The following is a 26183-nucleotide window of genomic DNA, read 5'->3' as shown; positions in this document are numbered from 1 at the left end:
TCACTAAGTTGTAGCTCAACTAAACTATAGCTTTTACCTCCAGCGTATATGAAGCTTCTTTATGCATTTGCCTTAGCATTTTTGTCAGCCATGGTGTTCTGCAAACCTGTAGCGGCTCAAACAGAAGTAAAAAATGTACCGGTTAATGCTGATGTGCCCTATGTGATGGTGGAACAGATGCCACAGTTTATCGGAAGCAAAGCCGATTACATCGCCCACCTGAAAAAGCATCTGAAACAAAAGGCAACTACTGCCGACGGTCTTGTTGTACTATCTTTTGTGATACACGAAGACAGCACGCTAAGCGATGTTAAGCTTTTAAAGCCTCATAACTCTATTGTAGATGCGCTGCTGGTAAGCGCGATACAGGACATTAATGGCAAATGGACACCTGGAAAACAATTTGGCACACCTGTTAAAGTTCAGAATACAATTGCAATACGTTTGCCGCTAAATGTCAAGAAATTGGAACAGGTAACAGTTGCAGTCACCAAACCTGAATGAGAAAAGCCAATTACAGCCAGGGCAAATACTTCAGTAAAAGCGCGGATTAGAAGGGATTATGTAGTTTACCGAAGAGAATTGGCTATAGTTTTACAGCCCCTCGCAGCCTGTATTATTCTACGATTATTGTTGCACTGAAAAAAGCAGATTACGTATAATTAAGTATAAACAATTATTTAACCGTGTGCCCGCCCGTCAGCACCTAACCGGAAAGGAGTACACTATGAGACGCAGCAGATTATCCCCACTTACAGGCCTGTTCTTTAACACCGGAGACAGGTTTCTGAGAACCGTAGACCAGTCTTTTGACTATAGCCGCGACTACATTGATAAGGTAACGCAGCCTATGCTGGAAAATGAGCGATTAGAGCACAAACATGCCGAGGCTCTAAAACAACATCAGCAGCAGCCACAGACCCACGGTAACATACAAACCTGCCTGTAACACAAAACACCCTCTTTACAACAACCTTTTAACACCCCTGAAAACCACCCGCAGCACGAGTGGTTTCGGCTTTTAAAGGGGCACAGCTATAGTTTAAATTTAACCTGCACAAAACCATTCCGGTAGGTTGCCACGTCCTGTACTTTCAGCATTTTTTCGCTTACACCGCTTGCAAATAATGGTATACCCCTGCCCAGAATTAACGGCACAAACGTGATGATCATTTCATCTACAAGCCTGGCATTTAACAGCTGCATGTTCAGTTGCCCGCCTCCTATCAGCCAGATGTCTTTACCTTCCTGTTTCTTCAGTTGTTTTACAAAAGAAACCGGGTCTTCCTGCACAAACTTTACAAACGCTGCTTCGGGGTGCGAAGAGCGGGTAAAAACATAGTTGGTTTTATCAGGATAAGGAAAGGGCATCTCCATTCCCTTTACTACTTTGTAAGTGCTGTTCCCCATCAGAGTAGTATCTATTGCCTGCTGGAAACTATTGTAGCCGTAATCTTCGCCTTCCAGCCTGTAGGTTTCATCTTCCAGCCAGTCTATACTTCCGTCGGGGCGGGCAATGTAGCCATCCAGGCTGGCCGCAATGTACAGGATTACTTGTCTCATAGCTTTGTTGTTGTGGTTTACCTGTCGGTGTAACGTAGCGCTATGTGGCGCTGGTTCTACAGGCGTTTCATCTGCTATAGCACGTAAGCTTCATTAAAGCCGGATTTTATAGTTGCAGGTTATGATACAACTATAGCATACGGCTGCTGCTTGCTTTCCCTATCATACTGTTCTCCTCATTTCCAGGATCACGCAGCAATCAGTTAATTTCCGTGTTTCGGGTAGGGCTGCCTTAAAGCACAGTGTACAGCAGATTTTGATTAGGCAAATTCACTTCAGACAGGTTAATATAGTCTTGGGTAGGCAAAACCAAACTATAAAACGTGGACACAGGCAGGCAAGGTAGCCTTGTGAGGGCACTATAAAATGGGCAAACTATAGTTTACTTTTTGCTGCGGTAAGTTTCCGCAGGTTAAACCTCTTCTTCGGTTTCTTCAGGAAGTGCCGTAACCAGCACCTTATCAATCCGGCTGCCGTCCATGTCTATCACTTCCAGCTCGTGGGTGGGCAGTTTAATTCTGTCACCGGTTTTTGGTATTTTAGATAAGGTGTAAAGCACAAATCCGCCTAAAGTGGAGTAACGATCAGGGTGCTCTGGCAGTAACTCCAGGCCTAGTTCCTGATTCAGCTCACGCACCAGTATAGCACCATTAACCAGGAACGAGCCATCTTCGCGGCGGAAAACCTCCGGTTCATCGTGTTCATCCAGGTCGGGCAGGTCGCCAACTATAGCTTCCATAATATCATGCAGCGTAATAATGCCCTCTACCGCTCCAAACTCGTTAACCACCATTGCCAGGTAGTGTTTCTTCTGCTGGAACAGTTTCAGGGTTTTCATCGCGTACATCGACTCCGACACAAATATTGGCTGTCTGAGCACCTCCTGCAGTGTGGCGCCCTGCTTCTCTACACGCTCAAAGTAATCTTTTACAGCCAGTATGCCCAGCACATTATCCAGTGAACCCTCACAAACCGGGAACTTGGTATGCGCACTCTGCTGAATGATCTGGTAAATTTCCTCCAGCGGGCGCGACAGGTCAATCCATTCTACTTCGGTGCGGTAGGTCATTAAGGAGCGGTTGCGTTGCTCGTAGAGGTAAAACAGGTTGTCGTGCAGACGCTCTTCTTCCTTTTCCAGCACACCTTCGCGGCCGGCTACCTTTATAAGGTGGCGCAGTTCATCTTCTGTAAGGGTTGCCTCGCCTTTGTTCTGCTTTACGCCCATTGCTTTAAGCGACAGGTTTGTTGAGCCTGATAGCAGCTTTACAAAAGGATATGTACCCCTGGTAAACACCCGGATAACTGGCGCAACGGCCAATGCAATACGCTCCGGGTTGTTAAGGGCAATGGTTTTAGGTATCAGCTCCCCGATCACGATAGTCAGGTAGGTGATCAGGCCTACTACTACAACTATAGCTATCTCATCTGCATAAGCTGCCAGTCCATCAATGTCGGCTATTACAGGTGTCAGCTTTGCTGATAAGGCGGCCCCACCATAAGCACCGGCAATAATACCGATAAGCGTTATACCCACCTGTACCGCTGATAAGAAGTTCTCGGGCTCATCCAGCAATTTGAGTGCATCTTTGGCGCTGCTGCTGCCCTCTGCGGCGCGCTGCTCTATGCGGCTACGTTTAACAGAGACAAGTGCAATTTCGGATAAAGCAAAAAATCCATTTAGTAATGTGAGAATCAGAATAATGATAACTTCCATATAAAGCGGCTGTCAGCAGCAGGGGTGTTATTAGCGTGGTGTATAGTTTAGAAACCGATTACGATCAGTCTTTTGCAAAAGTATAAATTAATTAAATGTATCAGGTGTAATCTTTTATATGATCTGTTTTGCAACCATTGTACCCGAAGGCCTGGTTTACGGGGCACCAACGCAGCATACCGGTTAAAATGGGCACCAGCCCCAGTGCGGCCAGCGGCTTTGTGTTATAATATGCGCCAACGCCTATCAGGGCCAGCCCTGCCAGCACCCGCAATTTCTGCTCTTTTAATCCAACGTTACATTCCATAGCTTTCAGTTTTAGGTTTATAGTTTATACTTACGGTGCCTGCGCAGGTTTATCCTCCTTTGCTTTTCTTAACGTTTTAAGGTAGGCTACAAGTACATCCAGGTCACTATCACTTATAGTTTTATCTGAAAAAGCAGGCATTACGCCCAATCCGTTTCTGACCTGAAAACGTATCAGGAAGCCTGGCAGCGGCTTGTTGTTGATGGCTGGCCCCAGACCCGCCTCGCCGCCGGGATGACATTTATGGCAAAACGTATCGAACACCACTTTGCCCTGCACTACTGCCGGTTCTGTAGTTGCCAGGGGAGCGTAAGCGGGCTCTCCGCGTTTGGCAGTTCCGCAAGCTATCAGCAGCAATACGATTGAACTATAAAGTAAATATTTTATCATGGCGGTGGCTATAGTGCGGTTCGTGTAATTTTCCAGATCACGCCTGTTCCTTTAAGCGGTATCGTTTTATCGCCTGTGTTCTGCATAATCCCGAAGTCAACTATGTACAGCGCTGTGCCATCCGGAGAGAATTTTACAGCGACCGGTCGCTCCAGCCCGCCGGTTGCCAGTGCCGATGCCGGCGCATGCTCTTTCCCTTTATTTTTGGCAAAATCTGTTACAGCACCATTTTCGACGTTAACACGCACCACCTTAAAACCGACCGGCGCCAGCACTTTACCTACATTGGGGGCCATATCGCCAAACTGCGCTATAAATGCTTCGCCAACATGCCCAAATGCTGCTGCTGTTGAAAAATCGAGTCCGTTAGATGAGGAATGCACGCCCAGGCTTGCGACAGGCCTTGGCGGCGTGGCCGGATGTGAGGCAAGCAAAGGCTGAGGGGCAGTTTCGCCGGGCACTTTAAACCGGTCGCCGTTAAAGGCAAGACCACCTGCAAAGTCGGGCCAGCCATACCATTGGCCGGTTTGTATGCGCCACAAATAGTCGCCAGTGCCCCAAACAGGGCGGCTGCCCCGGTCGTCGTAGCCATTTTCGGTAACGTATAGTTGCCCATCCGGCGCAAACGTAAGGCCATACGGATTGCGTAGTCCCCAAGCCACAAGTTCAAGATTACTGCCTTCTAGACTTACCCTGAACACAGCGCCCGAGCAAGGCAACGCTCCCTGGATAACCTGCTGCGCTGTGGCGGGTGTGCCATAAGGCAGATAAGGCCCTGTAGTTTTTACTTCACCTGTTTCTGCTGCTTTGCTTGTAAAGTTTTGCCCGGTAAGGGTAATATCTTGGCACGGGATATCATGAAAGTCCGGCTTGCGTTTCAGCCAGCCCATGTCATAGTTATCAGGGCCAACTACCCCAGAATTGGTTGCCGTGCCGGTAGAGAAATATAGGTTGCCATCGGGGCCAATAGCCGGGCTGTTGGTGTGGTGATCTCCGAAGGTAGGCAGGTTCTGCAGCAGCGTGGTTATAGTTCCATCCGAAGTTATTTTTAAGATCTTACCACCTTCTTTCTGCCCGCCTTCTGCTACATAAAAGGCGTTGTCGTGGAAATTGATACCGGTCCAGGGGCCATTTATAGCCCCGGTGGCAATAGTTGTCTTACTACCGTCCGGCCCGATCCGGAGCAGTTTTGGCTCCAGAAACTCCTCACCATACGAATAACCAGCTTCAATAGCGTAAACCTGACCCTGCGCATCAAAAGCCACATCCGTCGGAAAGGTAAGGCCTGTTGCCACTACTTCTGCTTTATAGCCTGCGGGCAGCTCCACATCAGCAGGGTTAACAAGTCTGTTTTCCATTAATCTGCTCAGGTCACCTCCACCTTTTGAGGAACGCGTCCGATAGCAACCAGACAACAGTAAAAACAGCAGAAAATAAATCAGAAGTTGTAAAGGTCTTACCATTTTGAATATAATTATTTTTTGTTAACCTTTAAGTAATTATAGTTGAGTACGGTACGATACCACTTTAGTTAAGCATGGGCAGAGCAAACACAGGAGCAGTTCAGAGGGCAAACTATAGGCTTTACTTACCGGAAGCATTTATGTGGCTGGTGGGGCTGATTGTGTTGGCGCTGATGCAACCTGACATAGAGCACCTGTTCAGTTTTTGCCCGTTCAGTTATTTACTAGAGTGGTGCCCAGGCTGCGGATTAGGGCATGCTATTGCGTGGCTTGCACGCGGAGAATTTGCAAAGTCGTGGGAAGCGCATCCGCTTGGGGCGCCAGCCGTTCTAGTGCTTGGCGGCCGATGCTTGCAACTGTTGCGTCTGCACTTTAACTATAAGCAAACAACGCGCAAGTAAACTCACAAACTAACACTAACTAAACACACTTTTCCATGGCCAGAATGCTAAACTTTATGCCCGAACTGGAACCCAACGAACTTCAGTACATCCAATCGCTGGTAGAAAACCTTTCGGATGAGGACGCGAAACAATTTGCTTTTATTTACCGCGCACGCCGGAAAAAACCACAGGAAGTGCTTATCCTGATTATAGTTGGCTTCCTGCTGATTGCCGGGCTGCAGCGCTTTTACCTGGGCCAGATTGGCATGGGTTTACTTTACCTGTTAACAGGCGGGCTTTGCCTTGTAGGCACCATTCTGGACCTTATCAACTATAAGCGACTGGCCTACGAGTACAATGTAAAAGAAGCTCAAAAGGTACTGAGTATGCTGCACTACTAAAGTTACTCGGCTTTTACATGTAACCAGAAACAAAAAGCAGCACCGGTGATTACCAGTGCTGCTTTTTCTATAGTTTATAGTTCGGTTACCTTCGTGTTTCCGAAGCGTACGCCTCCTGCTCTTTTGCCTGGCGCCCGAATACTTTCGCAATCCATTTAGGCAGGAAGATAGATCCCAGTACCAGGTAAGGATAGTACGTGATCAGGCGGTAAAGCACTACAACCACATTACTGAAGCCACCCAGAAACAGCCCAAAGAAACTCGGGAAAGCCATCTCTACAATACCGGCACCACCTGGTGTAATCGCAATCAGCATCACAATCCAGAAAATCAGGTTGCGGGAGATAATAAGCAGGTGATCACTCAGGGTAACATCTGTAAAGGCGGCGATCAGGCAGTTTAGCAGGAAGTAACGGGCGCACCATACAAAGATGGTAGATAGAATAGCTCTTGCCCAGTAGCCTTTGTCTTTCCCTTTCAGCTGTTCCGATGCCCATACGATCTCATTGCCATGCTGAAAAGCACTTACTCGCCACTTGCGCAGAAAACCGATGGATGTGATCTTCAGCAGCAACCACTTAAACGCACGCGGTTTCACAAACAGTGCATAGATCATCAGGAACGTGTACAGGGCAATTAAACTATAGCTTATATAAAATGCCCATTTCAGTTTACTTACATCCGAAGGATCGAGCCCTAACGTGGGGAAAACTTCGCCTTGCGTAGCCAGTAGCACAATAGGTGCCGCCAGTATAAAGAACATGTTATCCAGCACGGCTGTCAGCATAACATAGGCCAGCGACTTACCAAGCGGAATACCTTCCTTATTCAGAATGATGGTAGCTACCGTAGTACCTCCCACCACCGATGGCGTAACAGCAGAAGCAAACTCCCAAAGCATGATCACGTCCAGGCTGTTGCGCCAGCTCAAAAATTTATCAGTAAGCGCCCGGATACGGTAAATGTATCCGAAATCGCGGATGATAAGCACCAGGATGGCAGCAGCCATCCACCACATGTTGGCATCGGCAATGCTTTTCAGGTCGCCCAGCTTGTCGTCTTTAATAAATAACCAGGCTGTAGCCCCCAGGCCCAGTACTACAGGTATAAGTACCTTTACCGGACTAAAGCTTTTGAGTATGGTTTTTTGGTTCTGATCCATGCAGGTATGCTGGCTTTCTTCTGTCTACCGGAGGTTTAAGTTACTACTCTACCAGCAGTTGTGTTACCTGGGCAGCCTGCCCTTCGGCTATAGTTATTGTAAAATCATTAAATCCGTCGCCCACTTCAATCCCGATCAGGTTTAACTGCAACATGTCCAGTATGGCCAGGAAGTTAAAGATCATCCCGATCTTATCCGGAAACGCTTTAATTACTTCTGAGAAGGTAGTTCGCTGGCGTTGGGTTACCATGTTCAGGATAACTTCACGCTGCCCCTCAATGGTATACGGATACTGAATAACTGTATGCTTGGGGCGGTTCTGCTCTTCGGCATAGCGGTTCATTACTTTCTCAAATACCCGCATAATGCGGTACAGGTTCAGGTCCTGCAGCTCGTACTCAAAGTTATTGGCGTTGGCAATTACCTGTAGTTCATCGTGTATGTTGCCGCGGTTTTCCTGGGCCAGGCGCAGGTCTTCCATTTCTGAGAGGGCTGGCACCGCACTTTTATACTTCTTATATTCTAACAGGTGCTGTACCAGTTCCTGGCGCGGGTCTATTTCGTTACCTTCTTCGTCTTTCTCGGTACGGGGCAGCAGCATTTTGGCCTTTATGCGCATCAGGGTGGCGGCCGTAAGTATAAAATCGCTGGCTACTTCAATATTCAGTTGCTCAAGCTGCCTGATGTAGCCCATAAACTCATTCGTAATCTGGAAGATCGGAATATCATGTATGTCGAGCTCATCGCGCTCAATAAAGAAAAGCAGCAGATCGAACGGCCCCTCAAACAACGGTAATTTTATCTCGAAACTCACTTTACTTCTGGTTTTTGCTGCAGCGCGCGGCGCCTGTGAAAAACAAATTTAAACATTTTTGCCTGAATTAATGTAACTCCTTTCTTAATGCCGTTATAGTAAAGTATTGGCCAAGACTGATGACGCCAGGATGCTGAACCATAAACTGGCAACTATAGTTCTGATACAGGATAGTGGCTTTTCTGGCACAAATTTTATAGTTACAGGCAGTAAATTGAAAAGCCGGATGATTCCTTGACAGTTTTTTACTAATTTTACGTTTTGCCCGGACGTTTTATAGTTTTACAACCAGCAAACTTTTGACAACAGAAATTGTTGATTGTCTTAAAGATATTCTTATGATCATTAAACCCGGAGAGTTGCTTGCCTCCATCAACACACCTGCCGACCTGCGAAAGCTGAAGCCGGAACAGTTGCTGCAGGTAACCCAGGAACTAAGACAGTATATTATTGATGTAGTGTCGATACACGGTGGCCACTTTGGCGCCAGCCTGGGCGTGGTAGAACTTACCACAGCATTACACTATGTGTTTAACACGCCGCACGACCAGCTTGTATGGGATGTAGGGCACCAGGCGTATGGTCATAAGATATTAACCGGCCGCCGCGATATATTTCATACCAACCGCAAATACGGTGGCATTTCCGGCTTCCCGAAACGTAAAGAAAGCGAGTACGATACCTTTGGCGTAGGCCACTCCAGCACGTCTATTTCGGCGGCGTTGGGCATGGCTGTTGCCTCGCAGTACAAAGGCGAAAAAGAGCGTCAGCACATTGCCGTAATTGGTGATGGCGCCATGACAGGCGGTATGGCTTTTGAAGCCCTGAACCACGCCGGTGCTACCAACGCCAATCTGCTGGTAGTTCTGAACGATAACTGCATGAGCATAGACCCTAATGTGGGCGCTCTGAAAGAATATTTAACCGACATTACCACCTCCCGCACCTACAACAAGGTGCGCGACGAGATCTGGAATATCCTTGGCAAGATCAGTAAGTTTGGCCCGAATGCCCAGCAGATTGCTTCTAAAATTGAGAGTGGCATCAAGGCGTCTCTGCTGAAGCAAAGTAACCTGTTCGAGGGACTTAAATTCCGTTACTTCGGCCCTATAGACGGCCACGACATCAATCATCTGGTATCGGTAATGGAAGACCTGAAGCATATACCGGGTCCGAAGATCCTGCACTGTGTAACTACCAAAGGCAAAGGTTTTGCCCTGGCCGAAAAAGACCAGACCAAATGGCACGCGCCGGGTCTGTTTGATAAAATTACAGGTGAGATCTACAAAACACACCACGAAAAACCACAGCCGCCTAAGTACCAGGATGTTTTTGGTCATACCATAGTTGAGCTGGCCGAGCAGAACCCTAAAATTATGGGTGTAACGCCTGCTATGCCATCAGGCTGCTCGCTTAACATTATGATGGAAGCAATGCCGGACCGCGCATTTGACGTAGGCATTGCGGAGCAACATGCTGTTACATTCTCTGCCGGTTTAGCTACGCAAGGCATGATTCCGTTCTGTAACATTTACAGCACGTTTATGCAGCGTGGATACGACCAGGTGGTGCACGACGTGTGCCTTCAGAACCTGCCGGTAGTTTTCTGCCTGGACAGAGCTGGCTTTGCCGGTGCCGACGGCCCGACACACCACGGCGCTTACGACATTGCCTACATGCGCTGCATCCCGAACATGGTAGTATCTGCCCCCATGAATGAGCAGGAACTTCGCAATCTGATGTTTACTGCCACGCAGGAAGGCGCTGGTCCGTTCACGATCCGCTACCCACGCGGCGAAGGTGTGATGCCTAACTGGAGAACACCACTGGAAGCAATTAAAATTGGTAAGGGTCGCACCATACAGGAAGGCGAAGAAGTAGCTATCCTGACCTTTGGCCATATTGGTAACTACGCGGTGGATGTTTGCAAAAAGCTCAGCTTCGACGGTATTACGCCAGGCCATTACGACATGCGTTTTGCTAAGCCACTCGACGAGGAACTACTGCACCACATTTTCTCAAAATACAGCAAAGTTATTACCGTAGAAGATGGCTGCCTGCAGGGTGGTTTCGGTAGCGCTGTGCTCGAGTTTATGGTGGATCATGGCTATAGTTCGCAGGTGAAACGCCTGGGTATGGCCGATGTGATTTACGAGCATGGCTCGCAGATGGAATTGCACCGCGAAGCCGGTTTCGCTCCGGAAGACATTGAGCGTACTGTACGTGAGATGATCGGTGTGGCGGTTAAAGTATAGTTCTCTAGTAAAGCTCCTGACAAAGGAGTTCTTGACAAAAGACATAAGAGTAAAGCCCTGCAGTTTTGAGAAGCTGCAGGGCTTTTTTGTCTGAATCAGGGTTTACAGGATTTTAGGATTAACAGGATTTTACTCTTTATTATAGATGAGGACATCGTTCTATAGTTGCAGTTGGTCATTCCCTGCCAGTTTTACCTCACCCCAACCCTCTCCTAAGAACAGAAGAGGGAGCACCTATCCTCTACTATAGTTGAGGACGCAGTTTTATGGTCAGCGATTTAACTCACCCCCTGCCCCTCCCAAGAGGGGAATCCTGCCTTTGCTATAGTTTAGACTATGGTTCTATAATTTCAAACCACAAACAGGCAGGCGCAGCTTGCCCCACGGAACTACTCCCACGGAAAGGCGATGCAACGATAGCCATACAAGTAACTATAGCTGTAGCTATCGAGTGATTTCAGTCTTTGGGTTGAGCGCCTTTGCCTTGTTGCGGTGCCACAGGCAACCCGACGCAGGAGGGTAGCAAGAAGGCAGCAGCGCGATGCCCGAAGACGGGGCCCCGCGGCCGTGAGCGCATCAAAGCAACTATAGCACAGTAGGCTGGTTGAGCTCCCAGGATAGAAGGTAACTATGAAAGGAACTGCTTGTGGCATGTAGTAACTATAGTTAGCTAAAGGACATATAAGATTTCTCGACTGCGCTCGAAATGACGACTGTAGCCCAGACGTTCACAGGAGTTGCACATGCTACGAGGTCTGCAGAAGCCTTCTTTAACCTGGCCTAACAGATATCCCGTAATTACTATCTTTACAAACAATAACAAACTACACCTTATGCCAAACGCTACTTACACTGATGCCGGTTCCGGCGACACATTGGTTTTCTTGCATGGCTTTGCCGAGAGCAAGCAACTATGGACGGACTTTAAAAAGCCACTACAGCAAAAATTCAGAACGATAGCGCTGGATCTTCCAGGTTTTGGGAATAACACCACCGGAGGTGTAAACTATAGCATGGAGTCAATGGCAGATCATGTAAAGCAGCAGCTTGATAATCTGGGAGTGGACAAGTGTATTCTGATCGGGCACTCGATGGGCGGCTATGTAAGCATGGCATTTGCCGGAAAATATAGCAGCATGCTCAACGGGCTTTGCCTGTTCCATTCATCTGCCCTACCCGACACCGACGAAAAGAAGGATAACCGAAACAAGACCCTCGAGTTTGTGGAGAAGCATGGCGTAGAGAAGTTTATGCAGTCGTTTGTGGAGCCTTTGTTTTTTGCCGATAACCGTGAGAAGCTCCGCAGCAAAATAGATTTGATGAAGAAAATAGGCACGGCTACATTAAAAGAAAGCATTGTAGGTGGCCTGGCAGCCATGCGCGACCGCCCCGACAGAACTGACATCCTGAAGAAAGCCAAGTTTCCGGTACTGTTTATTTTTGGTAAAGAAGACGGTGCTGTACCTATGGATAAGGCTTTAGAGCAATGCCACCTGCCCAACAACAGCATGGTGTACTTCCTGGGAAAAACAGGCCACATGGGTATGTTCGAGCGCACTTACGAAACCCGAAAAGCCATCGAAAAATTCGCCGAAACAATCTACGGTTAGTTAGAAAGTTAGAAAAGTATAAGTTAGAAAGTTGTTTTCTTCTACAGCTTAACTTTTTAACTTTCTAACTTTCTAACTCAAAAAATGCGTCGCATTCTGCCTATTATTGTTTTTACCCAGTTTGCGGGCACGGCTTTGTGGTTTGCGGGTAATGCGGTATTGCCGGAGCTGCAGAAGGAGCTTAACCTGGAACAGGGCGCGTTGGGACTGATCACCTCGTCGGTGCAGTTAGGATTTATAGTTGGTACCCTTTGCTTTGCCGTTCTGTCACTGGCCGATAGGGTATCGCCGCGTTTACTGTTTATGCTGTGCGCAGTGGCTGGTGCGGCAGCTAATGCCTTACTGGTTTTCCTGCCCACCAGTTTTACAACTATACTTCTGCTACGAGTGGTAACCGGCTTTTTACTGGCAGGTGTTTATCCCGTAGGCATGAAAATAGCGGCCAGCTGGTATAACAGCAACCTGGGTAAAGCAATTGGCTACCTGGTAGGGGCACTTGTGCTGGGTACGGCATTTCCGCATTTATTACGCACTTTAGGTACCGGCCTGCATTGGCAAACCATTTTACTGACTATAAGCGGGTTGGCTGCTGTTGGTGGCATAACGATGTATCTGCTCGTTCCTGATGGGCCAAACCTGCGCAAAGGCGCCAGTTTCGATGCCCGAAATATGCTGCAGGTATTTAAAGTAAGAGAGTTCAGGGCGTCGGCGATTGGGTACTTCGGGCATATGTGGGAGCTGTATACTTTCTGGGCTTTTGTGCCGGTTATTCTGGCCTATAGTTTACCGCAGCTTACTACTACAGAAATCTCATGCTATAGTTTATGGTAATTGCGGCAGGTGCAGTAGGCTGTGTTGGAGGCGGGTATTTGTCGCAGTGGTTTGGCAGTGCGAAGGTTGCTTTTGTACAGTTGCTGCTTTCCGGTTTGTGCTGCCTGGCTGCTGTTTTTTTGCTCAATGTAAGCTCAACTATAGTTATCATTCCGTTCCTGGTGTTCTGGGGTGTGGTTGTGGCCGGCGATTCGCCTCAGTTCTCGGCCTTAAATGCCCGCACGGCTCCACAGCACCTGGTAGGCACTGCCCTTACGGTAGTTGTGTGTATTGGCTTTGCGCTCACTATAGTCAGTATCCAGTTTACCACGCTGCTTTTAAAGTTGATCCCGTTGCCGCTTGCTTTTGCACTGCTCTTAATTGGCCCTGTTTTGGGCTTGCTTTCGCTCAGGCAGCTTCTGGACAATAAAAAAGCCGGTTTATAAGCCGGCTTTCTCATTCAATCTATAGTTCGCTTCGTTATTCTGCTTCCATTATCATTTCAGAACCATCTCCGGCTCTCAGGCGAAGCTCCTTATCACTCAGCTTCAGTACATCAAAATTCTCAGTCATATCCTGATTTTCAAACTGCAACGTCAGCTTTTTAGCAGCCTGATCGTAGTTCCAGGTACCCGTTTGCAGGGTACTGGCGCCACCCATTGCAAAGCGACCATCAGCATAAAACTGTATGTTCTGCTCCTTTTCAGCATCTGTCAGTTTATCTTTGTCGCCGGCAGCATTGGTTTCCTTTTTAGCTTTCCAGGTTTTGCTGCTCGTGCCTGATAACATGCTTTCTGTACCTGCTTTATCACCTCCGCAGCTTACCAGCACTATAGCCAGCAGCATGGTTAAGGCTGTTTTCATAAAACCCGACAAAGGGTTCGTGTTCACACTTGTAATTTTCATAGTCTTTAGTTGTATGTTTGGCAAATTTACAAGGCCCGCTTCTGCAAAGCCTGTGCTTTACCTACGTTCCCTTTCCCTTTAAAGTTGATACCCAAAACCACCCTGTAGCACAATTACATAAACAACAAACCAAGCGCAAAGGCGTATTTATTTTATGCAGCCTTAAGTAAGGATGCACCTTAACGAAGGAGTTTAACACTAAATATTTTACTATGGGATTGTTTGATTTTTTAAAGAAGGGAAAGGAAGAGCCTGCTAAACAACCAACAGGTACACCAAAAATGAACCAGATGCCTGGTCAGCCAACACAAGGCACTACTGCATCAACCAATCAGCAGAATGTTACGGGCACAAGCCAGGATACTTATACTGTTAAGTCCGGCGACTCATTGTCTAAAATTGCGCAGCGCCAGTACGGCAATGCCAACGCCTGGACCAAGATTTACAACGCAAATAAAACAACTATCGGCGATAACCCGGACCTTATAAAACCAGGTCAGAAGTTAACGATTCCGAGAGACTAACAGAACTTAAACATGCAAACGGCCGGCTCCTGAACAGGAACCGGCCGTTTGTTTATAGTCTATAGTTTGTGGTATGCTATAGTTTACAGCAATAAAAAATCCCGCCAGAGCCATGCTCCAACGGGATCTTCCAAATCAATAAGTATTCTTTTGCTTAGAAACGCTCGTCAGCAGAGAAGAAGAAGTCACCTTCAATCTGAGCGTTCTCATCAGAGTCAGAACCGTGAACAGCGTTTGCCTCAATAGACTTGGCATAAACCTTACGGATAGTACCTTCCTCAGCCTGCGCAGGGTTAGTAGCACCAATCAGCTTACGGAAATCTTCCACAGCGTTGTCTTTCTCCAGGATCATAGCCACGATAGGGCCTGATGACATGTACTTTACCAGATCGCCATAGAACGGACGCTCTTTGTGTACTTCGTAAAATTTACCGGCGCGCTCCTCAGACAGTCTTGTCTTTTTCATCGCTACAATACGGAATCCGCCTTCTTCAATCATTTTAGTGATGCCGCCAATGTGGTTATCAGCTACTGCATCTGGCTTTATCATGGTAAATGTGATGTTTCCTGCCATGGTATGTCTTTTATTTAAATGTTTGTTTCTGTTTTACGGGCGCAAAATTAGTAGTTTTATACTGAATTATACTATAATTTACAGCTATACTTTGCGGGCACCAGAAGGGTTAACTTTTTGGCCTAAGCAGCCTGTTTATTGTTTTAGAAGTTATTTCTTCAGAAATTCGCAGCTTATTTCCCTATTACTCAGCGGAATTATACTTAACATATGTATGATGTAAGCGCTCTTAAAGAGCTTCTGAAAGAACCTAAAGAGGTGATGATCACCACACACCACAAACCAGATGCCGATGCGCTGGGGTCGTCGTTAGGTCTTGCAGGCTATCTCAAAAAGAAAGGGCACCGTGTTACTGTGGTTACGCCTTCTGATTACCCGAACTTCCTGAACTGGATGCATGGGAACGAAGAAGTGATCATTTACTCTGAAAAAAACGACGAACTGGTGCAGCGCATCATTGCTGAGTCGCAGGTGATTTTCTGCCTTGATTTCTCAAACCTTTCGCGCATAAACGAGCTGGGCGACTATGTACGCAATGCCAAAGGCACCAAAGTACTGGTAGACCATCATCTGCAGCCCGAAGACTTTGCCGATATTCAGTTTTCGAACACGAATGCAGCCGCCACCGCCGAGATTGTGTATGATCTGATTAAGGCGATGGGCGATGGCGATATGATTGATACCAATATAGGCGAGTGCCTGTATGCTGGTATCATGACCGACACCGGTTCCTTCCGCCACCCAAGCACCTCGCCGAATGTGCACCTGATCATTGCCGATCTGCTGAATGTGGGGGTAAAAACATCAAACATACACCGCCTGATTTATGACAGCTCCTCTGAACTGCGCCTGCGCTTTTTAGGGTATGCGCTGAAAGAAAAACTGGTAGTGCTACGCGAGTACAATACCGCCTATTTTGCCATTACCGCCGAAGAACTAAAGGCCTACGACTCCAAAACCGGCGATACCGAGGGGCTTGTAAACTATGCGCTATCTATTGAAGGCATTGTTTTTGCCGCTCTTATCATCGATCGTTCGCAGGCTGTTAAAATGTCGTTCAGGTCGGTGGGCGATTTCTCGGCTAATGAGTTTGCAAGAGCCCATTTTAACGGTGGTGGCCACAAAAACGCAGCCGGCGGTATATCTCTGGACACGCTGGAAGCAACGGTAGCTAAATTCGAAAGCCTGCTGCCACAATATAAAGAGCAGCTGTACGCTGCAGCTCAAGTTATTTAAGAAAAACTAACCTTAACAATCAATGTTATCTAAAATCAAATTCCTGTTGCCTATAGTAGCTGGTGCCGTAATGGTGCAGGCCTGCAACAAAACCAACAATGATGAGTTTTATACTACGGCTGATGGCCTGAACTATAAGATCTTCGCCAAAAAAGATGGTAGCGAGTATGAGAACAAAGGCCAGGTAAATCCTGCCGACAGCACTGGCGCTAAAATCGGTCAGGTTGTAACATTCCACTGGGCTATCAAAAACTCCGAAGACTCTACTTTTGCTGATACCCGCACACAAGGCCCTAAAATGCCAATCGTGCTACCGCTTATGCAGCCATCTATGAAAGGCGGCCTGGAAACAGCACTTGCCATGATGGCCCCTGGCGACAGCGGTGTGTTCAAGATCAATGCTGATTCTCTGTTTGCACAGACTTTTGGTCAGCCACTGCCTCCGTTCATTAAGTCGGGTTCTCAGTTAACGTTCTTCATCAACATGGAGAAAATACAGTCGAGAGAAGAAGCTGAAGCTGATTTTGAGAAAATGATGCAGGAGCAGATGGAAAAAGCACGCGTAGAAGCTGAAGGCCAGCTGAAAACCGATGATGCCAAGATCCAGGCATACATGAAAGAGAACAACCTGCAGAACGCTCAAAAAACTGAGTCGGGCGTATACTATATCGTAACCAAGGCAGGTAAAGGCCAGCAGCCAAAAGCAGGCAATACAGTAGCGGTGCACTACAAAGGCACTTTCCTGGATGGCAGAGAGTTTGATGCATCCCGCACTAATCCAATGTCTAATGGCAAGCCATTTGAGTTTATTCTTGGCCAGGGCCAGGTTATTAAAGGCTGGGATGATGCTATTGCGCAGCTAAAAGAAGGCAGCGAAGCAATTTTACTTATCCCTTCGCCGTTAGCTTATGGTGCCCAGGACCGTGGTCCGGACATGCCGGCTAACTCTGTACTTCGCTTCGATGTGGAGCTGCTGGACGTTAAGTAATTTAGATTTAAATCAATACCTTTAAGCTATGAGTACCTTACACACCCTAACCAGAAGGTTCTTTAAAAGCAACGGCCTGCTTCAGAGCCTGCTTTTAGTATTTGCCGTGGTATCGTTGGCGTCCTGCGCTGCAGACAAAAACGACCCTTTCTACTTTGATGTGGAAGCACAGAAAGTAAGGGATGAGGCTGCTATTCGCAAGTATTTCCGCGATAATAACATCGACACCCTGGCTGTGCAACGCTCTGAGTCCGGTTTGTACTTCCTGAACGTGATTGAAGGTGAAGGTGCAAAGATTGAGGCCGGCGATTCGGTATCGGTGCACTATGTGGGCAAGTATCTCAGCAACATTATTTTCGACTCATCTTATAGCAGAGCAAAACTGCTGAATTTTGTAGTAGAGAAAAACGCTGTGATCGATGGTATGGTAGAAGGTATTCAGAAAATGAATGTAGGCGGCGAGGCAATCCTGTTTATTCCATCCCACTTGGCTTACGGGCCTTTTGGCGGCGGTTCGGTACCGGGCAACACGGTGCTGATCTTTAACCTCGAAGCCATAAGCAAGAAGCCAGGCAAAAAGTAAAAACCTATAGTTTAAAGCAAACAGAAAGGGCGGTACATCAGTATCGCCCTTTCTGTTTATAGTTATTCCCCAAGCACTTCCGAAAGTATAGCCAGCGATTTGATCTCGCCCAGGCGGTCTACGTGCAGTTGGTAGTAGCGCACCAGTACCGAAAGCAGTTCACGGCGCACACGACCGTTCGGAATGGTGGTGCGGGCTGGGTCGTTCAGCAGTTCATCAAAATACTCCTCGTAAGCCTGCAAAGCCAGTACAGTGGGCGCCGCCGAAGCCGATTGTGCATTTGCCGAGAAAGCCACTTGCTCCACAATCTCTTTACCCGAAGTCGGGCCAAAGCCCAGGTGGTGGCTAAGTTGCAGCAGAAAAACAAGGTGAAAGTTCTCGAAGCCCTGATCCAGCTCATCAAAAGCAACTATAGCCTGGTACAGGAACTGAAACAGTGGCGGGTTCTCTTCCTCTTCCTTCACCGTACGGGCTACCATCTCTGACAAAAATAACACCATGCTGCTCTTCCGGATATCAAACGGAATGGAATGGAACGGATAGGCCGCCTTGTACTCAGAGATGCGCGTAAGCCCGCCCTGTTTGGACGTATAGACTACCATATCGAGGAGCGTGAACGGCTGGAACAAGGCAATACGGGAGCCTTTGCGCTGTGTGCGTACGCTGTTGATGATGTACGATTGCAGCCCCAGTTGCTCGGTGTAAACGCGGGCAATAATGGAGGTTTCCCGGTACTTGATGTAGTTGAGCACAACGCCCCTTGTCTTGATCAGCATTTACTGCAGTACGGCTATTTTAGAGATACAGGTTTGCTTGCCATCAGCATCGGAGCTCAGCACCAGGTAGACGCCCGCTTTTGCCCGTTTGCCGTTATAGTCACGCACGTTCCAGGTGGCGGTACCACCGGTGGCTCTGGTTTTATAGATCAATTTCCCGCTGATGTCGGTGATGCTTACTTCGGCGTTGTTGGGAAGATTCGAAATGGCCACCAGGCCGGTAAACTCCTTTCGCACCGGGTTCGGGAAAACAATGGCGCAGTCGGGTGTGTCTTCAGTTATAGTTACGCCGGCCCTGTACGAGGCAATGCCTGCTGCGGTAGCAACAAATACATTCCCGGTTTTGTGCTCTACGGCCACGCTGTGCACGTTATTTGACGGTAGCGGACTGTTCTGCGTAGTAAAATGGTGGACGAGCTCGTCGCCATCCGGCCCGAAAAGCCAGAGGCCGTTATCGGTTCCTACCCATTTGCGGTTGGCCCCATCTATAGCAATGCTTAACACGCGCTGCCCTTCCAGCAAAGGCCTGCGGTCGATGATCGGTAAATGCGCATCGTAACTTTGTGATTCGAAAACGGAGAATGGGTTGTAAAAAACAGCCACGCCCCGGTTAGTACCCACCCAGATATCGCCGTTCTGGTCTTTAGCCAAACTATAGACAGCCCCACCCGGCAAATTACCTGCGCCGCTGCCTGTACTTAGCCTTTTGGTGCGCTGCTGTTTCTCATCGTAAACTATAACCCCGGCATTGTTCGGCTTGCTACTGGTCAGCCATTTGTAGCCGTTGTCGTCAATCAGTACCTGTTCTATCGCTGTGCCATCTGCTATACTATTTAAACTATAGCCGCGCAGTTCGCCATCAGGAGAAAGACTAAATAGCGATGGCACCATGGCTCTGCGGCTTGGGTTAACCAGCCAGATAGTGCCATCAAGGTCGCGAGCAATGCTTGTTACAGGCGTATTTTCAGGGTTGCTAAGTGCGCTTTGCAGCGGACTGTTGCTGCTATTATAGTTGGTATAGTTCTCGCCATCCCAAACTATAAGCCCGTTTTTTAATGAGGCCAGGTAGAGTTTACCGGTGCCTGCATCATACACGCCATCCACTATGTCCTGCACTGCATCAGGGAAATTGGTATCTGTATAACGGTTGTAGCTCTGCCAGCTATAGTTCTCGTACACGCTGAAGCCATTGGAATTACCGGCAGGGCTATAGTTCTCGTTGTAGTTGCCCCCAAAGGCAAACAGTTTTCCGGCTTCGGCTTTCAGGCTAAAAGCATCTCCGGCATAAGGTCCGCTTGGGGTAACTATAGTGGCAGCACCGTTTATCGTTTTCTGTATCAATCCGGCCTGCGCATCGGCTACCCAAACTATAGCACCATCAGCTACAGCATCTTTTGGCACTTGAAGCAGTTCATCCGAGAGTTCAACTATAGTTCCAGTGTTGTTAAGCAGCAGTACGCTGGTTGGTGTGCTTATAGTCAGATAATCTATAGTTGGCTGCAGCGTTTGTATAGGCTGAGCTATAGTTGTAGGCTGCCAGCTTGTACCATTCAACCTATATAAACCAGTTGCAGTGCCTGCATAAACAGCACCGTTAAAAGTGGCTATAGTTGCTATAGTTTGCGGTAGCGTGCCAGTAACGTTCTGCCAGTTGCGGAAATCCTGCAGGTTGGGGCCGTTCAGTTTGCCTTTGAGTACGCCTATAGTTGTGGCCAGGTACAAATGCCCGTCGTGTATAGTGGATGCCAGAATATTTAGCTGCTCGCCATTCGGGCCTAAGTTGCTGTACGTGTCGCGGATTTCTTTGCGGGCAATATCCAGCACTACTACGCCAAAGGTTGTGCTCAGGTAAGCGGTGCGGTTGGCAGTGTAAATGTGGTTGATCTTTTTCTCGCCGGGCAGGTTCTTCCGGAAAATATCGCTGATGGTGTGTATGGAATTTCCCTGTAGCAGGTCTACATAGGTGTTGCCGTAAGCAATTACAAGCGTTTTGCTTTGTGCATCATATCCAAGAGCACTGATCTGCTGCTCGCGCAGGCCATCGGACTTGGTGAGGGCTTTGGTGGGGTTAAACTCTTTGTCGTAATAAAACAGTCCCTGATCTACTACAGTGTAAATTTTATCGCCGGCTATAGTTACGGCTTTGCCCTGGCGGTAAGGCACGTGCTGTTGCCATGCCCCCACCGGCACCTGCGCCATACTTACAAACGCCTGCAGCGCCCCGAAAAGCAGCAACAGCAAACGTATGGAAGTATTAAGGCGCATCAGCTATAGTTTATTTCTTATTCTTGAGACCTTCTAAAAAGCAGTGGCGGCAACGGGCTTCGTAGGAGTCGGTTTCGCCTAACAGCACCTGCTGCTCTGAAGCTGCACTACGGAACGAGTAGGTGGCAATATCTCCGCACTGCACGCAAATGGCGTGTACTTTGGTAACATATTCGGCTACGGCCATCAGGGCAGGCATCGGGCCAAAGGGTTTGCCCAGGTAATCCATGTCCAGGCCGGCAGCAATTACGCGCACGCCGCTGTTAGCCAGCTTTACGCAAACTTCGGCCAGACCATCATCAAAAAACTGTGCTTCGTCAATCCCCACCACATCGCAGCTACCACCCAGCAGCAACATATCCTGTGCAAAATCGATGGGCGTAGAACGTATGACATTGGCGTTATGCGATACCACATCTTCGTCGTGGTAGCGTTTATCAACCGTTGGCTTAAAGATCTCCACCTTCTGCTTTGCAATCTTGGCACGGTTCAGCCTGCGGATAAGTTCTTCCGTCTTACCCGAAAACATCGATCCGCAGATCACCTCAATCCATCCCCTTCTCTGTGCCTGGCCTCCGCCGCCAACGCGTGGTTCTATAAACATATTAATTGTTGATTGCTGGTTGTTGTTTGTTAAATTGTTGAAGGTTAAATTGATTAATTGTTAGCCTGCTAATAGAACAATCAACAATCAGCAATTTAACAATATAACCATTTAACCTGAGTAGCTCATGTGCGGCAGCTTGGTTTGCTCGGGTACTTTTCCGGTAACATCGCCACCACTTAACATACATTGGCAGGTAAGTCGTTCGTTATCTTTCAGGCGGCCGTTGTTGCGGTAGCGTTGTTCGGCGGGACTTAGCTCGCCGAGGTGCTCCATACCATCCAAAACAATAATGCGGCAGGTAGTGCAGCGGCCTTTGGTGCCGCAGGCGTGCATCCAGTCTATGCCGGCTGCCTGTATGGCCTTAAACAACGTCTGGCCCTGGTCAACGGCCACATGGCGCTGATACAGGTTTTGCACAATCAAATCCGGCATGTTACCTTTATACTTCAGAGAAGAAAGCTACTCCCAATGGACGACAAATATAATCAATTACACCTTGAGCGGTACAGCAAAGAGCTGGCAAATGTGTTGTGCGACCGCCATTTTGCATCGCATGATATTATAAACGGCCCGCAATTGCTTCATTTTGCACCTGTTAAGCAGGTAAATCTTTTTGTGATAAAGGAATTGCTCCTGAAGTGGCACCAGGAGATGGCTAACCTGCGCAGCCCTTACTTCGATTTCGAGAATGAGGATGTGAAGGAAGCCCTGCTAAATTTTATGAACGTGCTGTCGCGCAAGATTAAAATGAAACGCCACGCATTTGAGCCGCTACTGCAGAAAGCCATTTACGACACGTTTCTGGTTGTGCTGGCCCCGGCTGCTACGCTGGAAGAGAAGTTTCTGCGAATTCAGGAAGAAATCACGTTGCCTAAGCTGCAGGAGAACCTGAAATACATCGACATTAACAAACCATTATTTGCCGGCTTTATCGAGACGCTTTCGGCCAGCAGCCGCGACCGCGACTATATAGTAAGCCGCTTTAAACTATACCTGAACGCACACCGCGGCGAGCTTACCAAACTGGAAACTATAGTTAGCCAGTTTAACAGCTTATTGCCGTTAAGCATCGATGATATTGTAACACCATCGGCTCCGGCACCGGTTGCAGCACCAGTTCCTGAGGCAGCAAAGCCTACACCGGCAGCGCCTGAAGAAGAAAAAGATATAGTTGCGCCAATACATACGACGCAACGTGAAGCAACTATAGTTACACCGCCTGCTCCGGCTACATCACCTGCTCCTGCTACACCGCCTGCGGTGCCTAAAGCTGCCGAGCACCACAACCTGAACGAGAAATTTAAGGCTGCCGAGCGCCCAACCCTGAACGAGAACTTTAAAAAAGCTACTACTTCCTCGTCGCTGGCCGATGCGCACACGAACCAGAAAATAGATTCGCTTAAAAATGCGATCTCGATAAACCAGCGCTTCAGCTTTATAAACGAGCTTTTTGACGGCGATAACCTGACCTATTACCAAGCCATACAGTCGCTGGATGCAATGGCGGACCCGGAGCATGCAAAGCGGTTTGTAACCCAGGACTTAGCTGCTAAGTATGACTGGAGCAGGAAGCAGGAGCACGTACACAAACTGCTGCGCCTGATAGAGCGTAAGTTTGCGTAAGATATTTATCTAAACTATATCAAAAGCTCATGCAAACCGTATGAGCTTTTTTTATGAGGGGGTATTCTTACAAACGGCAGTACATCAGGCGGGTGTGCAGCATGTAAAAAAACTTATTTATTCTGCTGTTGGCAGCTATTGCAAATAATAATCCGAAATGCTAATTATGCAGTTGCGTTGGCATTTTTTAGCAGAAATTACCGCCAAAACGCAGCTTAAAAATTACGCTATAACTGACACAAACAGAAAATTAGCCCGTACTATCAACTTTAAAACATTTTATATTTAGCCATGAGAGACGATTTCGATTACGACGACGATTTGAGCTACAACGATTTTGACGAGGAAGAGGAGGATGATGACTTCGGAATGACGTTTGAAGAAGATCTGTATCTCATGATACGGGAAAAACTTCGCGACACCGTTCAGGAGTTTAAAGCGCAGCACCCAATGCTCAAAAAGCTGGAAAACGCCATCAGTAACTTTAAAGTAAATGCCAAAAACACCGACGATTCCAAGTTTTACCCGTTGGCTGCCAAATTACTGAGCGAGCACATTAAACCGCTTACTGAAGAATCAGAAGAGATTGAGGAGATCTACAACAACATGCAGACCGATATTGCCCGCTTCAAAAACCAGCGTGCGCACGGCCATGAAGGCGAGTTCTATTTATCTTAAGTATAACCCATTACAGCATAAAAAAGCCACTCTTGCAAAGGAGTGGCTTTTTCGTTTTTATAGTTTCAGATACAATGGTTGGTAGCTTACACTCGCGGGACGTGAGAGAGCATATAATCTTTAAACTATAGTTCTATAGTTTAGGCTATAGTTAATCCTTGCTTTTTCAAAGCAAAGCCAGTTGCAAACTGGCTGCATAGTAAACCACCAGTTACCGCTGCGCTCAAACTGGCGGTATGGCACTTTGCTAGCTCAGATCTGTGATCCGTGAAACAATAGTGGATCTGCGATCCACTGGGCGAGACGCCCAACTATAGTTCGACACGAGCGTGGACGCTCGCGCCATGATTATCCTCAATTTAATCCAGCTACATCTTCAACAATATTTTTTTGGCATGGCTTATTTGTCCGCCTTTGCTGAGCAGATGTTCTTTTTTCAACTCAAAGCTGGCAGCATCTATTGGTCGGCTGGCATCTTCAATCAGTGTGGTTTTAAAGCCCTGATCCAGACCATCCAAAGCAGTGAAGTATACACAATAATCGCTGGCCAGGCCGCAAACCCAGATCTCGGTTACTCCACGCCCCTTAAGGTAAGCGCCCAGGCCGGTTGCTTTGCGGTGCCCGTTGTCGTAAAAGCCGCTGTAGCTGTCAATGCCGTGCTCCATTCCTTTCCGGAATATGGCTTCTACGTGGTTCATGTTCAGTTCCGGACTAAACTCCGCGCCGTGCGTGCCCTGTACACAATGGTCGGGCCACAGTACCTGCTCCAGCCCTTCCAAGTCAATCTTTTCAAAAACGCTCTTCCCTTCGTGTGCTGATGCAAAACTTTTATGACCGGCGGGGTGCCAGTCCTGGGTAGCAACTATAAGGTCGGCGTAGCTTTGTAGTTCGTTTATGAGCGGAATAATCTCATCACCACCCGGTACAGCCAGTGCGCCACCCGGCAGAAAATCGTGCTGCACATCTACTATGATCAATGCTTTCATAACTATAAACTGTCTTTTTTATACTTGTTTCGGAGCTCCGTGCGTAGGTCGTAAAGTTTCTTGCTCAGGCCCACTTTGTAAATATGCGGATTTTCGAAACGCTTGTACTCATCGGTTAACCTGCTCAGGCGGCTGGCTGCATAATCGGCTACTTCCAGTATGGGGGTTGGTTTCATAAGCAGGCTGCCATGCTGCATTACCGGCTGCAACAATGGCTCCGACTGGTATCCTTTCAGCTGCATACTTTTATCAGGCTCGTACGGGTGCTGGATCATTGCCGGCGCACATTCCCCATCCAGGGCCACGGCATCGGCTATAAAATTTCCGGCACTGTCGTGATAACGGTATACCTGTTTCAGGCCGGGCAAGGTAGTCTTTTTGATATTTTCAGAAAGCTTCAGGCGTGGTTCGTTGTTGGCCATGCTCAGTTTGTAAACGCCATCCAGGGCAGCATCGGGTTTGCCGGTTACCAGGCTTGTTCCTACCCCAAAAATATCAATGGGGGCTCCCTGGTCAAACAGGCTTTTCACAATGTGCTCGTCCAACTGGTTCGATACCACAATCTTCACATAGCTCAGTCCTGCGGCATCCAGCTGCTGGCGTGCCTGTTTTGCCAGGTAAGCCAGGTCGCCGCTGTCCAGTCGTATGCCCATCAGTTTGTGGCCCTGCTGCTCCATCTCTTTTGCAACGGTTATGGCGTTGGGCACACCACTTTTCAGGGTATCGTAGGTATCAACCAGCAATACACAGCCCTGCGGGTTTACTTTGGCAAAATCGCGGAAAGCGGCCAGCTCTTCTTTGTAACTCTGAATGTAAGAGTGAGCTATAGTTCCTACTGCCGGCACCCCATACACTTTAGCACCCAGCACGTTGGATGTACTCGTAAAGCCACCCGTTATAGCTGCCCGCGTTGCCTGCATGCCGCCCAAGCCCTGCGCCCTGCGCAAACCAAACTCGCTGAGCGTTGCGCCGCGTGCCACTAGTTTTATTCGGGCAGCTTTGGTAGCTATCAGCGACTGAAAATTCAGGTAGTTGAGTAGCACCGTCTCGACCAGCTGGGCTTCTACCAGGTTGCCCTGCACCCGCACAAGCGGCTCCTGCGGAAAAACCACTTCACCTTCGCGCATGCTATACACCGTACCCCGGAATCTGAACCCACGTAGAAACTCCAGAAACTCTTCCTTAAAGCCTGTATTATGCAGCCAGTCTATGTCGTTGCTGCTGAACTTAAACTCCTGCAGCAGCATCAGCACCTCACCCAACCCTGAAAAAACAGCAAAACCGCCGTTGTATGGCTGCTTTCTGTAGAAGTAATCAAAAGCTACCTGTTCGTTATGGCGGTTATAGTTAAAGTGTGAGTGCGCCATCGAGAGTTGATACATATCTGTATAGAGCGCCGAGGTTAGGTCGGTAGCAAAAGTGTGTTGCATGAGCAGCCATTTTAGGTTAAGAGTGCAAGTATAAACTATAGTTGATTTCTATACCATAACTATAGTTTTATTGTTCTGCCGTGCCTGCTTTGGCACAATAGCGTAGCAGAAGTGGCGTAATATAGCTATATTGGA

At 48.0% G+C, this 26183-nt stretch carries 30 protein-coding genes; 15 read left to right on the top strand and 15 right to left on the bottom strand.

The genetic code is table 11. The features are described 5' to 3' along the window. Positions 1 to 48 precede the first annotated feature (48 nt). Positions 49 to 504, top strand: a complete 456-nt coding sequence (locus GXP69_RS03190) for an energy transducer TonB (RefSeq protein ID WP_163912297.1) — start codon at positions 49 to 51, stop codon at positions 502 to 504. Positions 505 to 727: 223 nt separating this feature from the next. Further along, positions 728 to 949: a hypothetical protein gene (locus GXP69_RS03185; RefSeq protein WP_163912295.1), complete on the top strand. Its 222-nt coding sequence runs from the start codon at positions 728 to 730 to the stop codon at positions 947 to 949. Positions 950 to 1035: 86 nt separating this feature from the next. On the opposite strand, the gene GXP69_RS03180 is transcribed toward GXP69_RS03185, so the two are convergent. The 5 genes from GXP69_RS03180 to GXP69_RS03160 all read right to left on the bottom strand — a co-directional run bounded on the left by GXP69_RS03180 (position 1036) and on the right by GXP69_RS03160 (position 5332). Then, positions 1036 to 1563, bottom strand: coding sequence for a dihydrofolate reductase family protein (locus GXP69_RS03180; RefSeq protein WP_163912291.1), 528 nt, complete (start codon positions 1561 to 1563; stop codon positions 1036 to 1038). Between the two features lie 412 nt (positions 1564 to 1975). Next, positions 1976 to 3277, bottom strand: coding sequence for a hemolysin family protein (locus GXP69_RS03175; protein WP_163912288.1), 1302 nt, complete (start codon positions 3275 to 3277; stop codon positions 1976 to 1978). Between the two features lie 100 nt (positions 3278 to 3377). Continuing rightward, complete coding sequence (locus GXP69_RS03170) at positions 3378 to 3584, bottom strand: YgaP family membrane protein (RefSeq protein WP_163912285.1); 207 nt, start codon at positions 3582 to 3584, stop codon at positions 3378 to 3380. A 30-nt stretch (positions 3585 to 3614) separates the two neighbouring features. After that, on the bottom strand, positions 3615 to 3974 hold the full coding sequence (locus tag GXP69_RS03165) for a c-type cytochrome (RefSeq protein ID WP_163912282.1): 360 nt from the start codon (positions 3972 to 3974) through the stop codon (positions 3615 to 3617). An 8-nt stretch (positions 3975 to 3982) separates the two neighbouring features. Then, positions 3983 to 5332, bottom strand: a complete 1350-nt coding sequence (locus GXP69_RS03160) for a PQQ-dependent sugar dehydrogenase (RefSeq protein WP_235925539.1) — start codon at positions 5330 to 5332, stop codon at positions 3983 to 3985. Positions 5333 to 5511: 179 nt separating this feature from the next. On the opposite strand from GXP69_RS03160, the gene GXP69_RS03155 reads away from it, so the two are divergent. Together GXP69_RS03155 and GXP69_RS03150 are read left to right on the top strand one after the other, a co-directional pair. Beyond that, the gene (locus GXP69_RS03155) at positions 5512 to 5838 is read left to right on the top strand and encodes a DUF2752 domain-containing protein (RefSeq protein ID WP_163912277.1); all 327 of its coding nucleotides are present in this window, start codon (positions 5512 to 5514) and stop codon (positions 5836 to 5838) included. 35 nt (positions 5839 to 5873) lie between these two features. Further along, a complete protein-coding gene (locus GXP69_RS03150; RefSeq protein WP_163912274.1) occupies positions 5874 to 6221 on the top strand; it encodes an NINE protein in 348 nt (115 codons plus the stop codon). An 85-nt stretch (positions 6222 to 6306) separates the two neighbouring features. Here the strand turns inward: GXP69_RS03150 and GXP69_RS03145 are convergent, their stop codons facing one another. Together GXP69_RS03145 and GXP69_RS03140 are read right to left on the bottom strand one after the other, a co-directional pair. Further along, the gene (locus GXP69_RS03145) at positions 6307 to 7383 is read right to left on the bottom strand and encodes a lysylphosphatidylglycerol synthase transmembrane domain-containing protein (RefSeq protein ID WP_163912272.1); all 1077 of its coding nucleotides are present in this window, start codon (positions 7381 to 7383) and stop codon (positions 6307 to 6309) included. 43 nt (positions 7384 to 7426) lie between these two features. Continuing rightward, complete coding sequence (locus GXP69_RS03140; RefSeq protein ID WP_317164557.1) at positions 7427 to 8197, bottom strand: segregation and condensation protein A; 771 nt, start codon at positions 8195 to 8197, stop codon at positions 7427 to 7429. A 106-nt stretch (positions 8198 to 8303) separates the two neighbouring features. On the opposite strand from GXP69_RS03140, the gene GXP69_RS19120 reads away from it, so the two are divergent. The 5 genes from GXP69_RS19120 to GXP69_RS19040 all read left to right on the top strand — a co-directional run bounded on the left by GXP69_RS19120 (position 8304) and on the right by GXP69_RS19040 (position 13318). Next, entirely contained in the window at positions 8304 to 8435 is a 132-nt protein-coding gene (locus GXP69_RS19120; protein ID WP_262887396.1) for a hypothetical protein, read from the top strand. Positions 8436 to 8535: 100 nt separating this feature from the next. Beyond that, positions 8536 to 10452 (top strand): 1-deoxy-D-xylulose-5-phosphate synthase, encoded by a 1917-nt coding sequence (dxs, locus tag GXP69_RS03135; protein ID WP_163912270.1) that lies wholly within the window; start codon positions 8536 to 8538, stop codon positions 10450 to 10452. A gap of 833 nt (positions 10453 to 11285) precedes the next feature. After that, positions 11286 to 12062, top strand: a complete 777-nt coding sequence (locus GXP69_RS03130; RefSeq protein WP_163912267.1) for an alpha/beta fold hydrolase — start codon at positions 11286 to 11288, stop codon at positions 12060 to 12062. 84 nt (positions 12063 to 12146) lie between these two features. Beyond that, complete coding sequence (locus GXP69_RS19045) at positions 12147 to 12893, top strand: MFS transporter (protein ID WP_235925538.1); 747 nt, start codon at positions 12147 to 12149, stop codon at positions 12891 to 12893. Beyond that, a complete protein-coding gene (locus tag GXP69_RS19040; RefSeq protein WP_235925537.1) occupies positions 12887 to 13318 on the top strand; it encodes a hypothetical protein in 432 nt (143 codons plus the stop codon). The genes GXP69_RS19045 and GXP69_RS19040 overlap by 7 nt, the downstream gene beginning before the upstream one ends. A 34-nt stretch (positions 13319 to 13352) precedes the next feature. Here GXP69_RS19040 and GXP69_RS03120 read toward each other — a convergent pair whose 3' ends face one another. Continuing rightward, on the bottom strand, positions 13353 to 13778 hold the full coding sequence (locus GXP69_RS03120) for a lipocalin family protein (protein ID WP_163912264.1): 426 nt from the start codon (positions 13776 to 13778) through the stop codon (positions 13353 to 13355). Between the two features lie 212 nt (positions 13779 to 13990). Here GXP69_RS03120 and GXP69_RS03115 point away from each other — a divergent pair, with 212 nt between their 5' ends. Continuing rightward, complete coding sequence (locus tag GXP69_RS03115) at positions 13991 to 14302, top strand: LysM peptidoglycan-binding domain-containing protein (protein ID WP_163912261.1); 312 nt, start codon at positions 13991 to 13993, stop codon at positions 14300 to 14302. Between the two features lie 154 nt (positions 14303 to 14456). On the opposite strand, the gene GXP69_RS03110 is transcribed toward GXP69_RS03115, so the two are convergent. Further along, the gene (locus GXP69_RS03110; protein ID WP_163912259.1) at positions 14457 to 14876 is read right to left on the bottom strand and encodes a nucleoside-diphosphate kinase; all 420 of its coding nucleotides are present in this window, start codon (positions 14874 to 14876) and stop codon (positions 14457 to 14459) included. Positions 14877 to 15086: 210 nt separating this feature from the next. Between GXP69_RS03110 and GXP69_RS03105 the strand changes: the two genes are divergently transcribed. The 3 genes from GXP69_RS03105 to GXP69_RS03095 are packed head-to-tail and all read left to right on the top strand — an operon-like array spanning position 15087 to position 17683. Further along, positions 15087 to 16112, top strand: a complete 1026-nt coding sequence (locus GXP69_RS03105) for a DHH family phosphoesterase (protein WP_163912256.1) — start codon at positions 15087 to 15089, stop codon at positions 16110 to 16112. A gap of 22 nt (positions 16113 to 16134) precedes the next feature. Further along, a complete protein-coding gene (locus GXP69_RS03100; protein WP_163912253.1) occupies positions 16135 to 17100 on the top strand; it encodes an FKBP-type peptidyl-prolyl cis-trans isomerase in 966 nt (321 codons plus the stop codon). Between the two features lie 28 nt (positions 17101 to 17128). Continuing rightward, entirely contained in the window at positions 17129 to 17683 is a 555-nt protein-coding gene (locus GXP69_RS03095) for an FKBP-type peptidyl-prolyl cis-trans isomerase (protein ID WP_163912250.1), read from the top strand. A 62-nt stretch (positions 17684 to 17745) separates the two neighbouring features. Here the strand turns inward: GXP69_RS03095 and recO are convergent, their stop codons facing one another. The 4 genes from recO to GXP69_RS03075 form a co-directional block, all read right to left on the bottom strand. Then, a complete protein-coding gene (gene recO / locus GXP69_RS03090; protein WP_163912247.1) occupies positions 17746 to 18459 on the bottom strand; it encodes a DNA repair protein RecO in 714 nt (237 codons plus the stop codon). Beyond that, complete coding sequence (gene porZ, locus GXP69_RS03085) at positions 18460 to 20724, bottom strand: type IX secretion system anionic LPS delivery protein PorZ (RefSeq protein WP_163912244.1); 2265 nt, start codon at positions 20722 to 20724, stop codon at positions 18460 to 18462. It lies immediately after the preceding gene. A 10-nt stretch (positions 20725 to 20734) separates the two neighbouring features. Continuing rightward, positions 20735 to 21328 (bottom strand): thymidine kinase, encoded by a 594-nt coding sequence (locus tag GXP69_RS03080; protein ID WP_163912241.1) that lies wholly within the window; start codon positions 21326 to 21328, stop codon positions 20735 to 20737. Positions 21329 to 21439: 111 nt separating this feature from the next. Continuing rightward, positions 21440 to 21763 carry a 2Fe-2S iron-sulfur cluster-binding protein gene (locus GXP69_RS03075; RefSeq protein WP_163912238.1) on the bottom strand — a complete coding sequence of 108 codons (324 nt, stop codon included), beginning with the start codon at positions 21761 to 21763 and terminating at the stop codon, positions 21440 to 21442. Between the two features lie 36 nt (positions 21764 to 21799). Between GXP69_RS03075 and GXP69_RS03070 the strand changes: the two genes are divergently transcribed. Together GXP69_RS03070 and GXP69_RS03065 are read left to right on the top strand one after the other, a co-directional pair. Next, on the top strand, positions 21800 to 22954 hold the full coding sequence (locus GXP69_RS03070; RefSeq protein WP_163912235.1) for a hypothetical protein: 1155 nt from the start codon (positions 21800 to 21802) through the stop codon (positions 22952 to 22954). A 291-nt stretch (positions 22955 to 23245) separates the two neighbouring features. Beyond that, positions 23246 to 23632, top strand: a complete 387-nt coding sequence (locus GXP69_RS03065) for a hypothetical protein (protein WP_163912232.1) — start codon at positions 23246 to 23248, stop codon at positions 23630 to 23632. A gap of 368 nt (positions 23633 to 24000) precedes the next feature. Here GXP69_RS03065 and pncA read toward each other — a convergent pair whose 3' ends face one another. Then, positions 24001 to 24618: a bifunctional nicotinamidase/pyrazinamidase gene (gene pncA, locus GXP69_RS03060; RefSeq protein WP_163912229.1), complete on the bottom strand. Its 618-nt coding sequence runs from the start codon at positions 24616 to 24618 to the stop codon at positions 24001 to 24003. A 2-nt stretch (positions 24619 to 24620) separates the two neighbouring features. Continuing rightward, entirely contained in the window at positions 24621 to 26048 is a 1428-nt protein-coding gene (locus GXP69_RS03055) for a nicotinate phosphoribosyltransferase (protein ID WP_163912226.1), read from the bottom strand. Between the last annotated feature and the right edge of the window lie 135 nt (positions 26049 to 26183).

This window comes from Pontibacter burrus, assembly GCF_010686685.1.
GTDB lineage: Bacteria > Bacteroidota > Bacteroidia > Cytophagales > Hymenobacteraceae > Pontibacter > Pontibacter burrus.
The sequence above is the reverse complement of the archived record's forward strand: the minus strand, read 5'-3'. Positions and strand labels throughout refer to the sequence as shown.